Source organism: Paucibacter sp. KCTC 42545, assembly GCF_001477625.1.
GTDB lineage: Bacteria > Pseudomonadota > Gammaproteobacteria > Burkholderiales > Burkholderiaceae_C > Paucibacter_A.
The window spans coordinates 3932072-3948808 of the sequence record NZ_CP013692.1; the positions used below are offsets into that span (position 1 = coordinate 3932072).

Annotated in this window: 15 protein-coding genes; 6 read left to right on the plus strand and 9 right to left on the minus strand. The window is 65.9% G+C overall.

Translation table 11 applies throughout. The features are described from left to right. Positions 1 to 145: 145 nt before the first annotated feature. Genes AT984_RS16885 through AT984_RS16900 form a run of 4 tightly spaced genes read right to left on the minus strand, consistent with a single transcriptional unit; the run spans position 146 to position 3951 of the window. On the minus strand, positions 146 to 814 hold the full coding sequence (locus AT984_RS16885; protein ID WP_058721101.1) for a hypothetical protein: 669 nt from the start codon (positions 812 to 814) through the stop codon (positions 146 to 148). Between the two features lie 34 nt (positions 815 to 848). Beyond that, positions 849 to 2231, minus strand: a complete 1383-nt coding sequence (locus tag AT984_RS16890; RefSeq protein WP_082680117.1) for an ATP-binding protein — start codon at positions 2229 to 2231, stop codon at positions 849 to 851. Between the two features lie 10 nt (positions 2232 to 2241). Further along, the gene (locus AT984_RS16895; protein WP_058721103.1) at positions 2242 to 2949 is read right to left on the minus strand and encodes a response regulator transcription factor; all 708 of its coding nucleotides are present in this window, start codon (positions 2947 to 2949) and stop codon (positions 2242 to 2244) included. Positions 2950 to 3000: 51 nt separating this feature from the next. Beyond that, positions 3001 to 3951 carry a GNAT family N-acetyltransferase gene (locus AT984_RS16900; protein ID WP_058721104.1) on the minus strand — a complete coding sequence of 317 codons (951 nt, stop codon included), beginning with the start codon at positions 3949 to 3951 and terminating at the stop codon, positions 3001 to 3003. A 65-nt stretch (positions 3952 to 4016) separates the two neighbouring features. Here AT984_RS16900 and pyrF point away from each other — a divergent pair, with 65 nt between their 5' ends. From pyrF to AT984_RS16930, 5 genes are all read left to right on the plus strand, one after another. Next, positions 4017 to 4868, plus strand: a complete 852-nt coding sequence (pyrF, locus tag AT984_RS16905; protein ID WP_058721105.1) for an orotidine-5'-phosphate decarboxylase — start codon at positions 4017 to 4019, stop codon at positions 4866 to 4868. A 256-nt stretch (positions 4869 to 5124) separates the two neighbouring features. Next, on the plus strand, positions 5125 to 8412 hold the full coding sequence (locus AT984_RS16910; RefSeq protein ID WP_156422073.1) for a PAS domain-containing hybrid sensor histidine kinase/response regulator: 3288 nt from the start codon (positions 5125 to 5127) through the stop codon (positions 8410 to 8412). A gap of 420 nt (positions 8413 to 8832) precedes the next feature. Next, positions 8833 to 9303, plus strand: coding sequence for a cache domain-containing protein (locus tag AT984_RS16920; RefSeq protein WP_082680119.1), 471 nt, complete (start codon positions 8833 to 8835; stop codon positions 9301 to 9303). Between the two features lie 128 nt (positions 9304 to 9431). Further along, positions 9432 to 9911: a cache domain-containing protein gene (locus AT984_RS16925; RefSeq protein WP_231741447.1), complete on the plus strand. Its 480-nt coding sequence runs from the start codon at positions 9432 to 9434 to the stop codon at positions 9909 to 9911. Positions 9912 to 10023: 112 nt separating this feature from the next. Continuing rightward, positions 10024 to 11568 (plus strand): methyl-accepting chemotaxis protein, encoded by a 1545-nt coding sequence (locus AT984_RS16930; RefSeq protein WP_058721108.1) that lies wholly within the window; start codon positions 10024 to 10026, stop codon positions 11566 to 11568. A 53-nt stretch (positions 11569 to 11621) separates the two neighbouring features. Here AT984_RS16930 and AT984_RS16935 read toward each other — a convergent pair whose 3' ends face one another. From AT984_RS16935 to AT984_RS16955, 5 genes are all read right to left on the minus strand, one after another. Next, a complete protein-coding gene (locus tag AT984_RS16935; RefSeq protein WP_156422074.1) occupies positions 11622 to 12068 on the minus strand; it encodes a hypothetical protein in 447 nt (148 codons plus the stop codon). A gap of 116 nt (positions 12069 to 12184) precedes the next feature. Beyond that, positions 12185 to 12562, minus strand: coding sequence for a SirB2 family protein (locus AT984_RS16940; RefSeq protein ID WP_058721110.1), 378 nt, complete (start codon positions 12560 to 12562; stop codon positions 12185 to 12187). Positions 12563 to 12638: 76 nt separating this feature from the next. Beyond that, complete coding sequence (locus AT984_RS16945) at positions 12639 to 13004, minus strand: nuclear transport factor 2 family protein (RefSeq protein WP_058721111.1); 366 nt, start codon at positions 13002 to 13004, stop codon at positions 12639 to 12641. Then, a complete protein-coding gene (locus tag AT984_RS16950; RefSeq protein ID WP_058721112.1) occupies positions 13001 to 15283 on the minus strand; it encodes a xanthine dehydrogenase family protein molybdopterin-binding subunit in 2283 nt (760 codons plus the stop codon). Before AT984_RS16950 ends, AT984_RS16945 begins: the two co-directional genes overlap by 4 nt. Beyond that, positions 15280 to 15753, minus strand: coding sequence for a (2Fe-2S)-binding protein (locus tag AT984_RS16955; protein ID WP_058721113.1), 474 nt, complete (start codon positions 15751 to 15753; stop codon positions 15280 to 15282). Before AT984_RS16955 ends, AT984_RS16950 begins: the two co-directional genes overlap by 4 nt. A gap of 77 nt (positions 15754 to 15830) precedes the next feature. Between AT984_RS16955 and ypfH the strand changes: the two genes are divergently transcribed. After that, positions 15831 to 16583, plus strand: coding sequence for an esterase (ypfH, locus tag AT984_RS16960; protein WP_058721114.1), 753 nt, complete (start codon positions 15831 to 15833; stop codon positions 16581 to 16583). Positions 16584 to 16737 lie beyond the last annotated feature (154 nt).

The window sequence follows — 16737 nt, forward strand, 5'->3', positions numbered from 1 at the left end:
CCAAGCCGGAAGGCTTGGCTCGGCTGACGAAGGACTTGCCGCGATACAAGCGGCAAGGCTGTCACCAACTGATTGAATTGTGCGTGACAGACCGATCGAACTTGCTAAGCAAGGGCGCCGGTCAGTCCTCAAATGATGGGCAGCCTCAGCGCAACACACCCTTGCCCAGCCACTGCGGCCACATGGCCAGGCTGACCGAGCCGTCCGCCACGCCGGGATCCTCGGCCAGCGCGGCTTGAACGGCGTCACTATTGCCGCTGCGGGCAAACAAGATCTCTGCAATGGGGCCTTCACTCAGGCGGTACCAGGCGCCGATCAGCTCAGCCTTGAGCAAGGCTTCCAGCTTGTCGGCCAACGTTGTGGAAGAGGCTGCGGCCTGACTGCGGCGCCCCAGCAGCACAATGCGCGACTCCTCAATGCCATTCGGGTCAATGCCCTCGGTGTTCAAACCGCGCCTTGCGCCGCAGGGCGTGGCATTGACGGTCATATAGCCCTCGCGCACATATTCGTCCGGCTCGAAGTAGCTTTGCAACTGCTCCCGGCTGGCCGCGCGGACGAGCACAATGCCGCGCTTGAGCCCGCTCGGGTCGCGCAGCGGGCCGGCGGCCAAGAGCAGGCCCAGGCCGAAGAGACGCTTGAAATTGTCGATATGGCCGCGCTGCATGGCGGCCACGGCGGCCTTGTCGTCCGGCGTCGGCCGGCCGCGCTCCAGAAAGATGAACCACAGCAGCTCAGGTATCTGAGGCGCTGGCTGTGCCCAAGCCGCCATCGGCAGGCTGCTCAGGCCCAGAAGGGCATCGCGTCGTCGCATCATGATCAGTCTCCTTGGCAGGGACGCTCACACGGACTCAGGCTGAGTCGGGATCCAACAAAACTTCGGGTTCGGGCGGCGGGACCAAGGGCCAACTCATTTGCAAACGCGCCCCGCCCAGCAGTGGCGATGCGCCCATGCGGGCCTTACCGCCATGCACCTCGGCCACCCGGCGCACGATGGCCAGGCCCAGGCCGAAGCCGCGGCTGCCGCGCTCTTTCTCGCGGTCCAGCCGTTTGAAGGGCACGAACACGGCCTCGCGCATGTTCTCGGGCACGCCCTCACCATCGTCTTCCACCACCAGAAAGACCTGCCCGTCCTCCACCCAGGCAGACAGCGCGATGCGCGCCCGGCCGTGGCGCGCCGCGTTGCGCAGTGCGTTGCGCAATGCATAGGGCAGCAGGCGCGCGTCGAAACGCACCGGGCGGTCCAGACGCAGATTGGTGCTGAGCTGCTTGCCTTCGAGCAGCGGCACCAGGCTGGCGGCCTCATGGCTCAGCAAGGCCTGCAGGTCGCCTGGCTCGCAGCTGAGCTGCAAGGCGCCCATGTCCAGGCGGGCGATGGTGAGGCTGGCATCGATCAAGGTGTCGAGCTCGTCCAGATCGCGCTCGCAGGCTTGCACGGCCAGCTCGCGCTTGCCCATGTCTTCTTCCTCGACCAAGGCGTCGATGGCGAAGCGCAGGCGCGCCAGCGGGGTGCGCAGCTCGTGGGAAACCGCGCCGGTCAGCTCACGCTGGGTCGCCAGGGCCGCAGCCAAACGCTCCAGCGTAGCGCGCGCGCCCGCGGCTATTGGGGCAAACAAGCGGCTCTCGGGCTCGGCAATTGCCAGCTCAAAGCGGCCCTCGGTCATGGCGTCGGCCGCCATTTGCAGGCGCCGTATATCGCGCCAGATCGGGCGCAGAAGCCAGGCCGCCAGCGCAAACACCGCCAGCGCCAGGCCCAAGCCCGCCAGCAACTGCATCCAGACCTCGCGCGGCAGGCTGACGATAGTCTCGTTGGCCCGCGCCTCCACATTCAGCGGCCCGAGCCGCAGCACCTGAAAGTCATCCGGCGACTTGCTGCTGGCGGTGTTCGGTAGGGCGGCGTAGATGCGGCGATTGAAGCCCAACACCACCAACTCGCCCCGCGCCAGGGCGGCGCGGTTGGCCGCATTCAACTCGGAACCCGAGACGATGGTCACCGGGTAAGAGAACTGGTCATCCAGCACCTGCACCCGGGTCTGGCGCTGCTCGGCCGACAAAGGCCCCAGCTCAGCCACCAGGATGTCCACCGTGCCGCGCATGAAGCGGCGCACATAGTTGTCGGTGACGCCGTTGACAGCCAAGCTCATCAAGCCCTGAATCAACCAGACCAGCGCCAGCGCGGCCAGGCCCAAACCCAGCGCGACCCGGGTCATGGGGGAGCGCATCTTCATGGGCATGGCCGCAGCCTCAATCCTTGGCGAAAAGATAACCTTGCCCTCGCACGGTCTTGATGCGCTCGGCGGCTTGCGCGTCGTCGCCGATTTTCTTGCGCAGGCGCGAGACGCGGGCGTCGATGGCGCGGTCCAGGCCATCAAACTCGATACCACGCAGGCCTTGCATGATGTCTTCGCGGGTCACGGTGCTGCCGGCGCGTTCGGCCAGGAAGAGCAGCAGGTCGTACTCGGCCGTGGTCAGCTCCACCGGCGCGCCGGCCACGCGCACATCGCGGGCCGAGGGTTTGATCACTAGCGCGCCAAAACGCAGCTCGTCCGTGTCAGCAGCGGACGCGCTGGGCGCGTCGCGGCGCAGCAAGGCCTTGATGCGGGCCAGCAGCACACGCGGCGCCACGGGCTTGGTGATGTAGTCGTCCGCACCACCTTCCAGGCCCAGCACCTGGTCGATATCGTCATCGCGCGCGGTCAGCATGACGATGCGGCCGGCGAACTGGGCGCGCGTGTCGCGCAGCACATCGAAGCCGTCTTTGCCCGGCAGATGGCCGTCCAGCAAGACCACGTCAAAAGCCTCGGCACGCATCATGGCCTCGCCGTCCAGCCCGTTGACGCAGTGCGTCACGGCATAGCCGCTTTTGCGCAAGGCCTCGGCCACCAGTTGGGCCAGACGTTCATCGTCCTCCACCAGCAAGATGCGTGCGGCTGCTGTTTCTTCCGTATTCATCACTTGTGCCCTATCAAAACCTGTCAACTATTGTGCCTGCCCGAGCCTGCTTCAGCGGCCGCCCGTGCAGGCCAGCGCAGCAATCTTCCATGCCTTGCCCTGGCGCAGCAATTGAATGGACTGCAAGCTCTCGCGCTCAAAGGCTTGGCCGGCGTCGCGCCCGCTCATCTGCACGCTCAACCAGGCATGGGCGATCTGGCCATGGCGCTCCAGGCGCAGGCTGTTGACGCGCTGCTCGACCTCGGTCCAGCGCCCGCCCGGCCCCAATAGCTCTGCCCTCTGGCGCATGAATTCGCGCAGGCTGAGGCAGCCCGAGGCATCCGCATCACCCAGGCTGATGGCGGCCCGGCCCAGCATCCAAAACGGCAAAGCCGAGACCTGGGGAACGCGGCCCTGGCCATTGTTGAATGCGCTGCTGAAGCGCTGCAGCAGGGCCTGGATCTGGGCGTCGCCGTTGCCTTCTGAGTGGATGTCTGGGCGGCACGCTTCGCTGCCATCCTCCCAGATGAAGAGCCGGCTCAAGCCCGCATTGCCATCCAGGGCCACATCCTCCTGATGGCGAAAGCCTATGCTTTGCAGCACTTTTTGCGAGGGCGCGTTGTCCAGCGCGGTGCTGGCGAATAGGCGCTGCTGCGCCAGCACTTCCTGCGCATAAGCCAGGCAGGCCGCGGCCGCCTCACGCGCATAGCCCTGGCCCCAAAAGCGCGGCAAGAAGGCATAGCCGATGTCGGGCGCGGGCAGGTAGTCGCGCTGCAACAAGCCGCACATGCCCAGCACCTGGCCGTCGCTGGCGCGCTCCACCGCCCACAGCCCCAGGCCGCTGGCCCAGTAGCCGGCAAAGAGCTTTTCTTCCATCCAGCTTTGCGCAGCAGCCAGGTCGTGCACACCGGGGTCGCGGATGTTCTTGATCCATGAGGGCTCCAGCAACTGCTCCAGCACATAGGGGGCATCACTGCTCTCAAACCAGCGCAGGCGCAGGCGTTCGCTCGTCAATACCAGCATCGAAAAAGCATCTCCCCTGCAAAAACCCGGACAATATGGCACTTCAACTGTGCCCATCATCGCCCATGAATTTCATCCAGCAACTCCACCAGGCCGAAACTCTCAACGACTCGCTGCTGTGCGTGGGCCTGGACCCCGAACCCGCCAAGTTCCCCGGCGCCTGGAAGGGCGACGCCGGCCGCATCTACGACTTCTGCGCCGCCATCGTTGACGCCACCAAGGATCTGGCACTGGCCTTCAAGCCGCAAATCGCCTACTTCGCCGCCCACCGCGCTGAAGATCAGCTGGAACGCCTGATGGCCCACATCAAGCGCGTGGCCCCCAGCGTGCCGGTGATTCTGGATGCCAAGCGCGGCGACATCGGCTCAACCGCCGAGCAATACGCCAAGGAAGCGTTTGAGCGCTATCAGGCCGACGCGGTGACGCTCTCGCCCTTCATGGGTTTTGACTCGATCGAGCCCTATCTGCGCTACCCCGACAAGGGCGCCATCTTGCTGTGCCGCACCTCCAACCCCGGCGGCAGCGACTGGCAGAACCAGCGCCTGGCCGATGTGCCCGGCACGCCCAAGCTCTACGAACACCTGGCCCGCCTGGCCCAGACCGACTGGAACAAGAACGGCCAGCTCGGCCTGGTGGTGGGCGCCACTTTCCCGGCCGAGATTGCCCGGGTGCGTGAACTCGCCCCCACCCTGCCGCTGCTGATCCCGGGCGTGGGCGCGCAAGGCGGCGATGCCTCCGCCACGGTCAAGGCCGGCTGGCGCGCCGGTGTGGGCGGGCAACAAGGCCAAGGTGGGCCGGTGATAGTCAGCTCCTCCCGCGCGGTGCTTTACGCCAGCAGCGGCAATGACTTTGCCGCCGCCGCCCGCCGCGTTGCGCTGGACACCCGCGAGTTGCTGAACCAGGCTCGTCGCGCCTGAGCGAGCCAAAGCCACGGCATGCCACGGCGCGGCCAGTCCAAACGCCGCGCCCGTCCTGACCCTGGGGCATCCCCTCAGACGGGTGAGAACTAATGCGCAAATCCCTAGCGATTGCTGAATTACCCCCGATTTCAGGTGCTCTACCAATGGTCGCGCCGGCCTAAGTCAGGGGAAACTCCGCCCCGGACGGGCTCATTGATCGCTCAATGAACCAGGAAGCCGCTCACTATCGGGCGATTCAGTCGACGAGGGCGGAGTGAGTAGAGCAGATTCCCAGGATGATTTGAGCAGCCTGGTCGGGCAAGACCTGACACCGGCGGATCAACAAGCGCGCCTTGAGCATGGCGTGCGCTGGCGCTCGATCCGGCTGTTTCTGAGCGTCGGCTCGCTGATCCTGAGCCTCAGCACCGTGATGTTGCTGCTCAGTCGCTCGCCAAATGAACATCTGGGCGGCTGGTTGCCGCCCGCCTTGGCTGGCACCCTGGCCCTGGGTTGTGCCCTGTGCTACTGGCGCATGCCGCGCCGCTACGGGCGCCAAGCCATGGTGCTGTTGATGGCCGGCATCTTGTTGGTGACCGTCAGCATCTCGGTATCACGCGACCTCGGCACCCATTCCATCACCCTGGCCATCACGGGCCTCTTGATCGCCATGGCCACCGGCATGCTGGGCCTGCGCGCCGGCTTGGGCCTGGCGCTGCTGGCGGGGCTGTCTCTGGCCGGCTTGAGCTGGGCCGAGGCCCTGGGCTGGGTCACCAGCCAATCCGCCAACCACACCCTGGGCGTGCGCGCCGCTGCTCAGTTGATCAATCTGCTCACCGGCTTGCTGATCGGCGTGGGTCTTTTGCGCATTGTCGAGCGCGGCTCGCGCGAAGCGATGGAGCGCAGCGCGCGCTTTCGCGGCCTGCTCAGCATGGCGGCCGATTGGTACTGGGAGATGGACCGCGAGTTCCGCTTCACCCATCTGGCCGAAGAAAAGCCCGGCCGCTCCGGCCTGGATCTGCAAGCCCGCCTGGGCAAAACCCCCTGGGAACTGGGCGAGCTGGCTGCGCAAGAAGATGACATCGATGCGCACCGCGCCGATCTGGAATCACACCGCCCCTTCCACGGCGTGGTGGCCAGGCGCTTAGGCCTAGACGGCGAGCCGCGCTACGTGTCGATCAGCGGCGAGCCGCGCTTCGATGCGCAAGGCAATTTCCGTGGCTACTGGGGCGTGGGCCGCGACGTCACCGACGAGGTCAATGCCGAGCAAGCCATCCAGGCCACCGAGACCCGTTACCGCGAGCTGTTCCGCCGCTCGCCCTCGCCGCTAGTCTTGCACCGCTGGGGCCGTGTCATCGACGCCAACCCCGCCGCCATGGCCATGTTCGGCTACACCCAGCGCAGCTCCATGGTGGGCCAGGACTTGTACTCGCATTACGAGCCGGGCGACGACGAACGCGCCCGCCAACGCGCCGCCAAAATGGAAGGCATGGCCGTCGGCGCCATGCTGCCCATGGCTGAGTTCCGCCTGCGCACCCTGTCACGCCGGCGTCGCCTGGTCAGCGCCACCAGCGTGCGGGTGGAGGCCGTCAACGGCCCGGCCACGCTGAGCTTTTTCATTGACCAGACCGAGCAGTCGCGCGCCCAGGAAGCGCTGCGCCGCTCCGAAGCCTTGCTCTCGCACTTGGTGGCCACCAGCCCCGATGTGATCACCCTGACCGAGCTGGCCACCGGCCGCTACGCCATGGTCAACAAGACCTTTGAGCGCTTGTCGGGGCACGCCATCGAGGAAGTACTGGGCCGCACCGCCGAGGAGATCAATGTCTGGTTTGACATGCAAGAGCGCGAACGCGTGCTGGAAGCGATCCGTGCCCACGGCCGCGTCTCCGAGCACCCGGTGACCTTCCGCAACAAGGCTGGCGAGCCCATCTCCATGGTCATGTCGGCCGCACCCTTCGAGATGGACGGCGAGCATTACCTGGTCATCAACGCCCGCGACGTCACCGACACCGAACGCTCGCGCCTGGTCCATCAGGCGATTCTGGAAAACGCCTCCATCGGCATCGCCCTGACCCGCGACCAGCACTTCGTGCAAGCCAATCGCTGGGTCGAAAACATGTTCGGCTGGCCCCAAGGCGGCATGGTCGGCCAGCACAGCCGGGAGGTCTGGCCCAGCGACGCTGACCACGCCGCCATCGGCCAAGAAATCGGCCCGCGCCTGGCGCAAGGCGAGCAGGTCGAGGTGGAGCGGCCGATGCGGCGCCGCGACGGCAGCACCTTTTTGTGCCGGCTGCTGGTCAAGGCCGTGGATCCCACCCACCCCAGCCGTGGCGGCACCATCTGGATCATGGAAGACGTCACCGAGCGCCGCCGCGTCGAGGCCGCGCTGGCCCAGGCCAAGGACGATGCCCAGGCTGCCAACCGGGCCAAGAGCGCTTTCCTGGCCAATACCAGCCACGAGTTGCGCACGCCGCTGAACGGCCTGCTGGGCTTGGCGCGCATGCTGCAAAAGCCCGATCTGGCCGAGCCCACCCGGCGCGAATACCTCGACCAAATGCTGGACAGCGCCGAAAGCCTGTCGGGCCTGATCTCCGACATCCTTGACCTCTCCAAGATCGAAGCCGGCCGGCTCACGCTGGAAGCTGCGCCTTTTGGCCTGCGCGAAATGCTGGCCACCATGCGCATGGCCTATCTGACGCTGGCACATGCGCGCGGCCTGAGCTTCGACATCCATATCGAACCCGCCGTGCCCGCCTGGGTGATGGGCGACCAAACCCGCATCCGCCAAATCCTCAGCAACTACCTGGGCAATGCGCTCAAGTTCACGGCCAGCGGCTCGATTTCGGTGCAGGTACGCGCCAAGGCCAACGAGCGCATCCGCATCGAGGTCACCGACACCGGCCCCGGCATTGCGCCGGAACTGTTCGAGCATCTGTTCCAACCCTTCACGCAGGCGGACGAGTCCACCACCCGGCGTTTTGGCGGGACCGGCTTGGGCCTGTCGATCTGCCGCGAACTGGCCACCTTGATGGGCGGCGAAGTGGGCTTGCAAAGCCAGCCCGGCCAGGGCTCCACCTTCTGGGCCGAGCTGCCGCTGCCGGCCGCCGCCACGCCCATCAGCAGCCGCCCACGCGAGGCCACCGACAACCGCGACCTGCAAGGCCTGCGCGTGCTGATGGTGGAAGACCACCCGGTCAATATGATGATTGCCGTGGCCCAGCTGCAGCAGTGGGGGCTGGAAGTCTCGCAAGCCAATGACGGCAGCCAGGCGGTAGAGGCGGTGCACGCCGCCGCCAGCATGGGCAAGCCTTTTGACGCCATCTTGATGGACGTGCAAATGCCGGTGATGAGCGGCCACGAAGCCACCCGCGAGTTGCGCAAACGCTTCAATGCCGAGGAACTGCCCATCGTCGCCCTGACGGCTGCCGCCCTGGTATCCGAGCGCGACGAAGCCCTGGCCGCCGGCATGAACGAGTTCCTCACCAAGCCGATTGATGCCCCGAAGCTGCGCGCCACCCTGGTGCGACTGATCGGGCACCGGGACAACGACCAGACGCGTCGCTGAAGCCTGCATGCAGGGCGCCAGCTGCCTCACTGCAGATTGGTGCCTGCCCTTTTGATTGCCGCCCCGACCCCGCCCTTGCGCCCTTCTTTGGCCAAGGCGCGGCGGCCAAACGCCAGCGCCTTGGCACAAAGGCAGCGGCCTGAGCCGGAGAAATAGGCCCACTTCAGGGCCAACAGGCCAGCTTGAGCGCGACGAACTCGGCCGAAGATGGCTCGGTGACAGGTGAGATGCAAAGCGCCGACGGCGTGAACTGCTGCATCAAATATTGATGTACGGCATGCCCCGGCGCGCCAATCGGCCTACTATCAATTGCGCCGGCCGAGCACGCCGGGCCGATGTCGGCATGGCTGATGACGAAAGTTGCCGCCGGCTGTCTGAAGCCCGCTCCACCTGGCGCTCAAACTCAAACAGGAGACACCGATGACATTCTTCAGCGCGTTCAAGAAAACTCTGCAATTGATGCTGGCAGGTCTGGTGATGGCAGGTGCCGCGCAGGCGGCCGACCAAGGCACTGCGGCCGAAGCCGAAGCCATGGTGAAGAAGGCCGTGGCCTATATCAAAACCAATGGCGCAGAAAAAGCCTACGAGGAATTCACCAACGGCAAGTCCTTCAAGGACCGCGACCTCTACATCATCGTCTACGACCTGAACGGCAAGAACCTGGCCCAAGGCGCCAATCCCAAGCTGGTCGGCAAAGACTTGATCGGCCTGAAGGATCCGGACGGCAAGCCGCTGATCCAGATGTTCATCGACCTGGCCAAGACCAAGGGCAAGGGTTGGGTGGAGGGCTACAAATTCCTCAACCCGGTGTCGCAAAAGATTGAAGGCAAGGCCATGTATCTCGAACGCGTCGGCGACACCCTGGTCGGCTGCGGCATCTACAAGAACTGAGCCCCGCGCATCGTGGCGCCGTGAAGCCGGCGCCGCTGCTGACACAAGCTGCATACGCCTTCAGAAGCCCGCCGAAGAGCGGTGCAAGGGCGGAGAACCCCAACCAAAGCATTGTTCGGAGACAAGCCATGAACACGATTGCAATCCTGAAGCGCCTGATGAGTGCCGGCCTGACGGCACTCTTGATGAGCGGCGCGGCCCTTGCCGCGCCAGCTGCCGAGCGCGGTAGCGCCGCCGAAGCTGAGGCCATGGTCAAGAAGGCCGTGGCCCTGATCAAGGCCAACGGCGCGGACAAGGCCTACGAAGAATTCACCAATGGCACGTCCTTCAAGGACCGTGACCTCTACGTCTTCGTCTACGACATGACGGGCAAGAACCTGGCCCATGGCGCCAATGCCAAGCTGGTGGGCAAGGACCTCAGCGGGCTGAAGGATCCCGACGGCAAGCTGGTCTTGCCTCTGCTCTTCGAGGTGGCCAAAGGCAAGGGCAAGGGCTGGACCGAGGAATTCAAATTCCGCAACCCGGTCAGCCAGAAGCTGGAGCCCAAAGTGGTCTACGTCGAGCGTCTCGGCGACACCTTGATTGGCTGCGGCATCTACAAGAACTGAGAGAGTCCCGCTTTGACGCGCGCTCCGCAAACCCTGCTGAGCGCAGCCCCGCTGCCGCCCCTCAAAGCCCGCAGCGTTTCCATTTGAATTCCGCCACTGCCGGAGCCCGCTGATGAATTTACGCGATATGAAAATCGGACCGCGCCTTGGCCTCGGCTTTGGCGCCATTTTGTTGGCCGCTATTGCCATGCTGGTGGGCGCCTTGCTGAGCAACGGCAGCAGCCGGGCGGCCTTGCTCGACACCTTGCAGCGCTCCGCCGCCCAGCAGGACATGGCGGTCCAAATGCACAACGCCCTGCTCAGCAGCGCCGTGGCGGTGCGCAATATGGGCCTGCAGACGGAAGTCAGCGGGGTGCAAAAAGACGAGGCCGAGGCGAAGAAGCAGCGCGCCACTTACCTCGCCGCCAAAGCCAAATTGGAAACCACCGATCTGGGCGCGGAAGAGAAAGCCATCTTCGCCCGCCTGGCCGATATTGATAGCCAGATGGACGCGCAGTTCAAAGACGCCGTCGACCTCGCCGCTCAGTTCAATACCGAGCAAGCCGCCAAGGTCATCACCAGCAAGATAGACCCCCTGCTCAACAAGGCCGTGGCGGAGCTGATGGCCTTCATCGCCATTCAAAAGCAACACGGCGACCAAGCCACCGAACAGGCCAATGCGCGCAACAGCACCACCGTTGGCGTGATCAGCATGGCCGGCGCCCTGGTGCTGGCCATGGCCGCGCTGATGGCCTGGCGCTTGACTGTCAGCATCACCCAGCCGTTGCAAACCGCCTTGGCGGCGACCGCACGGGTCGCCAATGGCGACCTGGTCAGCCCGATTGAGATCAGCGGCAAGGACGAAGCCGCCCAACTGCTGAGCGGCCTGCTGGAGATGCGCGACGGCCTGGCCCGCATGGTCAGCGAAGTGCGCAGCGGCGCAGAGAATATTTCCACCGGGGCGAACGAGATTGCCGCGGGCAATGCCGATCTATCGCAACGCACCGAAAGCCAGGCCAGCAATCTGGAAGAAACCGCGGCCTCGGTCGAGCAGCTCAGCGCCACGGTCAAGAACAATGCCGAAACCGCGCGTCAAGCCAATGGCATGGCCAGTTCCGCCAGCACCGCAGCCGTCAAGGGCGGTGAGGTGGTGGGCCAGGTGGTGGCGACGATGCAGGAAATCAGCGCCTCGTCGAAGAAGATCTCCGACATCATCGGCGTCATCGACGGCATCGCTTTTCAGACCAATATCCTGGCGCTGAATGCCGCCGTTGAAGCGGCGCGTGCCGGTGAGCAAGGACGCGGATTCGCCGTCGTTGCGAGCGAGGTGCGCAGCCTGGCCGGCCGCTCGGCCGAAGCCGCGCGCGAGATCAAGACCTTGATCGGCGCCAGCGTCGAGCGGGTCGAAGTCGGCAGCCGCCTGGTCGGCGCGGCCGGTGAGTCGATGGGCGATATCGTCAGCCAGGTCAAGCATGTGGCGACCCTGATCAGCGAGATCAGCAGCTCAGCGCATGAGCAGACCAGCGGCATCAGCCAGATCAATCAGGCCATCACCCAGCTCGACCATGTGACGCAGCAAAACGCGGCGCTGGTCGAAGAAGCCGCTGCCGCGGCCGAGAGCCTCAACGGCCAGGCCGCACGCATGGTGGAAGTTGTCAGCGTCTTCAAGCTGCACTGAGCTTCGCTGCGGCGGCAGAATTCACCCGGCGGTCCCGCAGTGAGCGCCTAGGCTCAGGGGCAGATCCACAGCAGCAAGCGCTGCCCCTGTGCCAGGGCCGAGGCCGCGAAGGCGGCCAGCTCGGCCAGCAAAGCCTCCAAGTCCAGCGCCAGCACAGGCTGGCCGCGCGAGGTTTCCAGCGCCTGCCAGTTGCTGGCGTGCTCGGCAATCTCTTCGAGCGACATCTGGGCCATCAGCAGGCCCAAGTCTTCCGGCAAAGCCACCAGCCAGGGGTCGCCCTCCACGCTGTCGGGCGAAGCGCCCAGGCGCTCAAAACCCTTCAGGTAGTCGGCCAGCGCGCGCACCTCGGCGGGCTGGCGCATCAGCACAAATCGCAGGCTGGCCCATTGGGCGGGCGTGATGGCAGGCAACTCCAGTGTCGACCAGACATTGGCATGACCTTGGGTGACAAGAATCGCCGAAGCGTCATCGGGAGAGGCGGCAATCAGATCTGTGAGCATGGGCATCGCACCCCGACGAGGCAGGGCGTTTCGGAATTGGCAAAGCGCTGGATTGTCCCTTGTTCACGCCTTGCGTGCCGAAACCGCCTCAGCGCGGCTCTGCAGGACCCCGCCCTTTACAGGCCCAGCAAGGGCTCGCGGGTGTAAGACAAGCCCATCATGTAGGCCAGCATCAGCAGCGCGCCCAGATAGGCCAGGCTGCGGAACTCGCCCCGGCCCATGGCCAGGTAGGCGCAGACGGTGTAGCCCACCAGCGACAGCAGCTTGAGCGCTAGCCAGGCATCCCGGAACGGCGAGAAATACAGCAAGGCCCAGAGGCTCAGGCCCGAGACGGTCATCAAGGTATCGGCACCGAAGACCAAGACGCTCCATCGGCTATCCAGCGGCCACTCGGCACCGAACTGCACGGCCAGGCCGCGCACCATGAACAGCGTCATGCTGAACCAAGCCAGTGCAGCGTGGGTGTCACGCATGCCCATATAGAACCAATCCATTCGCTTGCTCTCCCTTTCCCGCCAGCTTGGCCATGGCGGCGGGCGCTGTCAAGCGCGGCCGCCGCGCTGATCTCAATCAGTCCAGCGTGATGGCGCCAAACACAAACCAGGCCCGCGGAATTCGACCCGCTTGCACCTGATAACAGGCCACCAACTCCATGCTGCCCGGGCCCTCGGGGAAGGTGCGGCGGATGCGTTCATGGTCGATGACGATCTCGCCCGCGCAGATGCGGTTCAGCAGCGTGGCGTGCAGCAGCGGGTCAGCAAAACGCAGCGCAAAGCGCTCACGCAGCTGAGCCGAGCCTTGGGCCAGCAGTGCGCCGCTGACTTGGTCGAAATGCTGCGCGTCGTCGGCATAGATGCTCAGCAGGCGCTCGATGTCCTTGGCGTTGTAGGCGTCCAGCTGTGCTTGAACAATGGCTTCGGGGGTCAATGCATTCATTTTTCTAACAAGGTCAAAGGCAGGCGCCGCAAGCGCTGACCGGTCAATGCAAACAAGGCATTCGCCAGCGCCGGCGCCACCGGCGGCAAGCCGGGTTCGCCCACGCCGGTGGGCGGCAGGGTGCTGGGCATCAGATGGGTGTCGATCTGCGGCGTTTGCGCCAGGCTCAGCAGCGGGTAGTCGGTGAAGCTGGTCTGCTGCACCACGCCGTCCTGAATATCGATGCGGCCATACAGCGCCGCCGTCAGGCCGAAAATCACCGCGCTCTCGATCTGCCTTGTCACGATCGCAGGGTTGACCACCACCCCGCAGTCCATCGCGCACACCACCCGGTGAACGCGCGGCTTGCCGCCTTGCAGCGAAACCTCCACGACCTGGGCCACGATGCTGCCAAAACTCTTGTGCAAGGCCAGGCCACGCGCCCGCCCTGCGGGCAAGGCCTGACCCCAGCCGGCCAACTCCGCCGCCTTGCTGAGCACGGCGGCGTGGCGCGGCAGATCGCCCAGCAGGCTCAGCCGGTAAGCCAGCGGGTCAGCCCCGGCGGCGTGGGCCAGCTCATCCACAAAGCTCTCAGTGAAGAAGGCGTTATGCGAATGCCCCACCGCCCGCCACATGCCGATGGGCACGCCGCTGTGGGTGGCGAGATGGGCGATGCGCTGGTGCGGCACGGCGTAGGGCTGATCGAACAAGCCTTCGCTGGCGGTTTTGTCGGGCGGGTCGATGGGGCCGCTCAGCGCGGGCAAGACACGCTCCATCCAGCGCGGCGTGATCGCGTCGCCGGCGCTGCCCAGGCCCAAAGCCAGCGGCTTGCCGTCCTCCGCCAGGGCTGCCTGCATGAAAGCGGCCGCGGCGGGGCGGTAGAAGTCATGCCGCATGTCCTCCTCACGCGACCACAACAGCTGCACCGGCAGGCCGCCCATGTCCATGGCCACGCGCACGGCCTGGCCCACATGGTCCACATCCAGCCGGCGCCCGAAGCCGCCGCCCAGGTATTGCACATGCACGGTGACGGCCTCCTCCGGCACACCGGCCACCCGCGCCGCCAAGGCTCGGGCAAGACCTGGCACCTGGGTGCCGACCCAGATTTCGACCTTGCCGTCCCGCACCTGCGCGGTGCAGTTCATCGGCTCCATGGTGGCGTGGGCCAGATAGGGCGCTTCGTACAGGGCTTCAATCTTCTTTGGCGCGGCGGCCAGGGCCTGTGCGGCGTCGCCCTGCGCGCTAAACACAAAGCCTTGGCTGAAGGCATTGCGGGCTTCGGCTGCCAGCGAGGCCGCAATGGCAGCGGAGTTCAAGGCACCGGCCGGGCGCTGCTGCCAGTTCATCTCAACGGCTTGCAAGGCGCGCAAAGCCTGCCAACTGTTGTGCGCCACCACAGCCACCCCCGCCTGCCCACCGGCGATAGGCCCCAGCTGCACCACGCGCAGCACGCCGGGCTGCTGCAGCAAAGCATTGACGGGAATGGCGCCGGGCGCGCCGCCCAGCATGGGCGCATGCATCACGGCGGCAAAAACCTGGCCGGGCTGGCGCACATCGATGCCGAATTGCGCGCTGCCATTGACCTTGGCCGGCAGGTCCAGGCGCGGCGCGGCCTGGCCGATCATGCGCCACTGCGCCGGCTCGCTGAGCTTGACCTCGCCGGGCGGCGTGGCCGCGGCCTCCTTGGCCAGTTCGGCAAAGCCGGCTTGCGGCCCCGAGGGGTGACTGATCAGGCCATCTTTCAGCTGCAATTCGGCCAAAGGCAGCTTCCAGCGCAACGAGGCCGCGCCCAGCAATTGCTGGCGCGCCGTGGCCGCAGCCCAGCGCAAGGGCTCCCAGGCATCGGCCACGCTGGAGCTGCCGCCCGTCGCGTTGATGCCCAGCTCGCGCGCCAGCTTGGCCATGCTCCACTGCGCCAGGCGCACCGGCCGGCTCTGCTGGCCCGGCTCGGTGCTGCGGGCACTCAGGGGCAGGCTGTCGACCAACATGCTCACATTCCCGTACAGCGACTCATGGCCGGCCGCAATCAAACTCACCCGTGCCAAGGGTAGGCTCAGCTCCTGAGCTACCAGCTGCGCCAGGGCAGTGTGCACGCCCTGGCCCATTTCGCTGCGGTGCATGGCCAGCAAGACATCGCCATTGGCGGCGATCTTGATCCAGCCATTCAAACCGATGCCGCCCGCCACGCCGGCCAGCGTGTTGGCATTGCCCAGGCGGCTGCGCGGTGGCATGGCGCCCCAGCCCACCAGCAAGGCTGCCGCGCCGCTGAGGCCGCTGATCAAAAGGGTGCGGCGCTTCACTTCTTGCCTCCGGCCAGTTTTTCGGCAGCTTGGTGAATGGCGGCGCGCACACGGGGATAAGTGCCGCAGCGACAGAGATTGCTGATGGCGGCATCGATATCCGCATCGCTGGGCCGGCGATTCTTGGCCAGCAAGGCGGCGGCGGCCATCAACATGCCGCTCTGGCAATAGCCGCATTGCGGCACTTGCTCGGCCAACCAGGCCAGTTGCAAGGCATGGGGCTGGGCCTCGCTGCCCAGGGCTTCGATGGTGGTGATGGCTTTGCCTTGCACCGAGGCCAGCGGCGTCACGCAAGATCGCGTGGCCACGCCATCCACATGCACGGTGCAGGCGCCGCAAGCCGCGATACCGCAGCCGAACTTGGTGCCGGTGAGGTTGAGCCCATCGCGCAAGGCCCAGAGCAGCGGCATGGCCGGATCACGGGCGTGCTCGGGCAAGGTATGCGGCTGACCATTGACGTTCAAGTCCATGCGTTTTTCTCCTCCAGGGCTGTGCAGCATAGCGGAGCGACAATTCGGCTCCTGACTCCCCCAGAAAAGCCTTCACCATGAGTATTGATCCCCCCGCCAACGCCACGCCAACCCCGCCGGCCATCGTCCATCTGCCGGCCAGCGGCGCCGTTGATCTGTGCTTTGTGCTGTTGCACGGCGTGGGTGGCGATGCGGCCAGCATGGCGCCGCTGCGCGAGGCCTTGCGGGAGCAGTATCCGCAGGCCGCGCTGGTGTCGCTGAACGGCCCCGAGGCCTTGGCCGATGGCGGCCAGGCCTGGTTCGATGTGCAAGGGCTGGATGCCGACACGCTGCTGCAGCGCCTGGACGCCGCCCTGCCGGCGCTGGTGCAACGCATCCAGGCCTGGGGCCAGCATTTCGAACTGAGCTGGGAGCGGGTGGCCCTGGCCGGTTTCTCGCAGGGCGCCACCATGGCGCTGGAAGCGGTGCAGGCGCAAGACCAACTGGCCGGCCGGGTTCTGGCCTTCTCGGGCGGCCATGCCCGCGCGCCGCAGCATGCGCCCCAGGAAGTCAGCCTGCATTTGCTGCACGGCCTGGCGGATGAATTGGTGCCTTATCAGCCGGTGGTGGCCATGGCCCGCAGCCTGGTGGCCCTGGGCGCGGACGTGACGGCCGATGTGCTGCCCGAGGTCGGCCATGCCCTGCACCCCAAGCTGGTCGAACGCGGCATGGAACAGCTACGCACTTTTGTGCCGGCCCGCGTATGGCGCAGCGCCATGGAGGCAGCGCAGGCGCAGAAGGACCAAGAAGAGGAACAGGCGCAGGCCGACGGCGCCAAGCCGCAAGCCTGATTTCAGACCACTTGGCGGCACCCCCTCATTTAAGGGGTACGGTCGCCTGCAAAATTTGCGCCTTCCATGAAATACCGCACGCTTGAGCCGCGAGGCCGCAGGCACGGCTAGCAAGCGCCAACATCCGCCACGCCAGAATTCCCGGCCCGCCAAA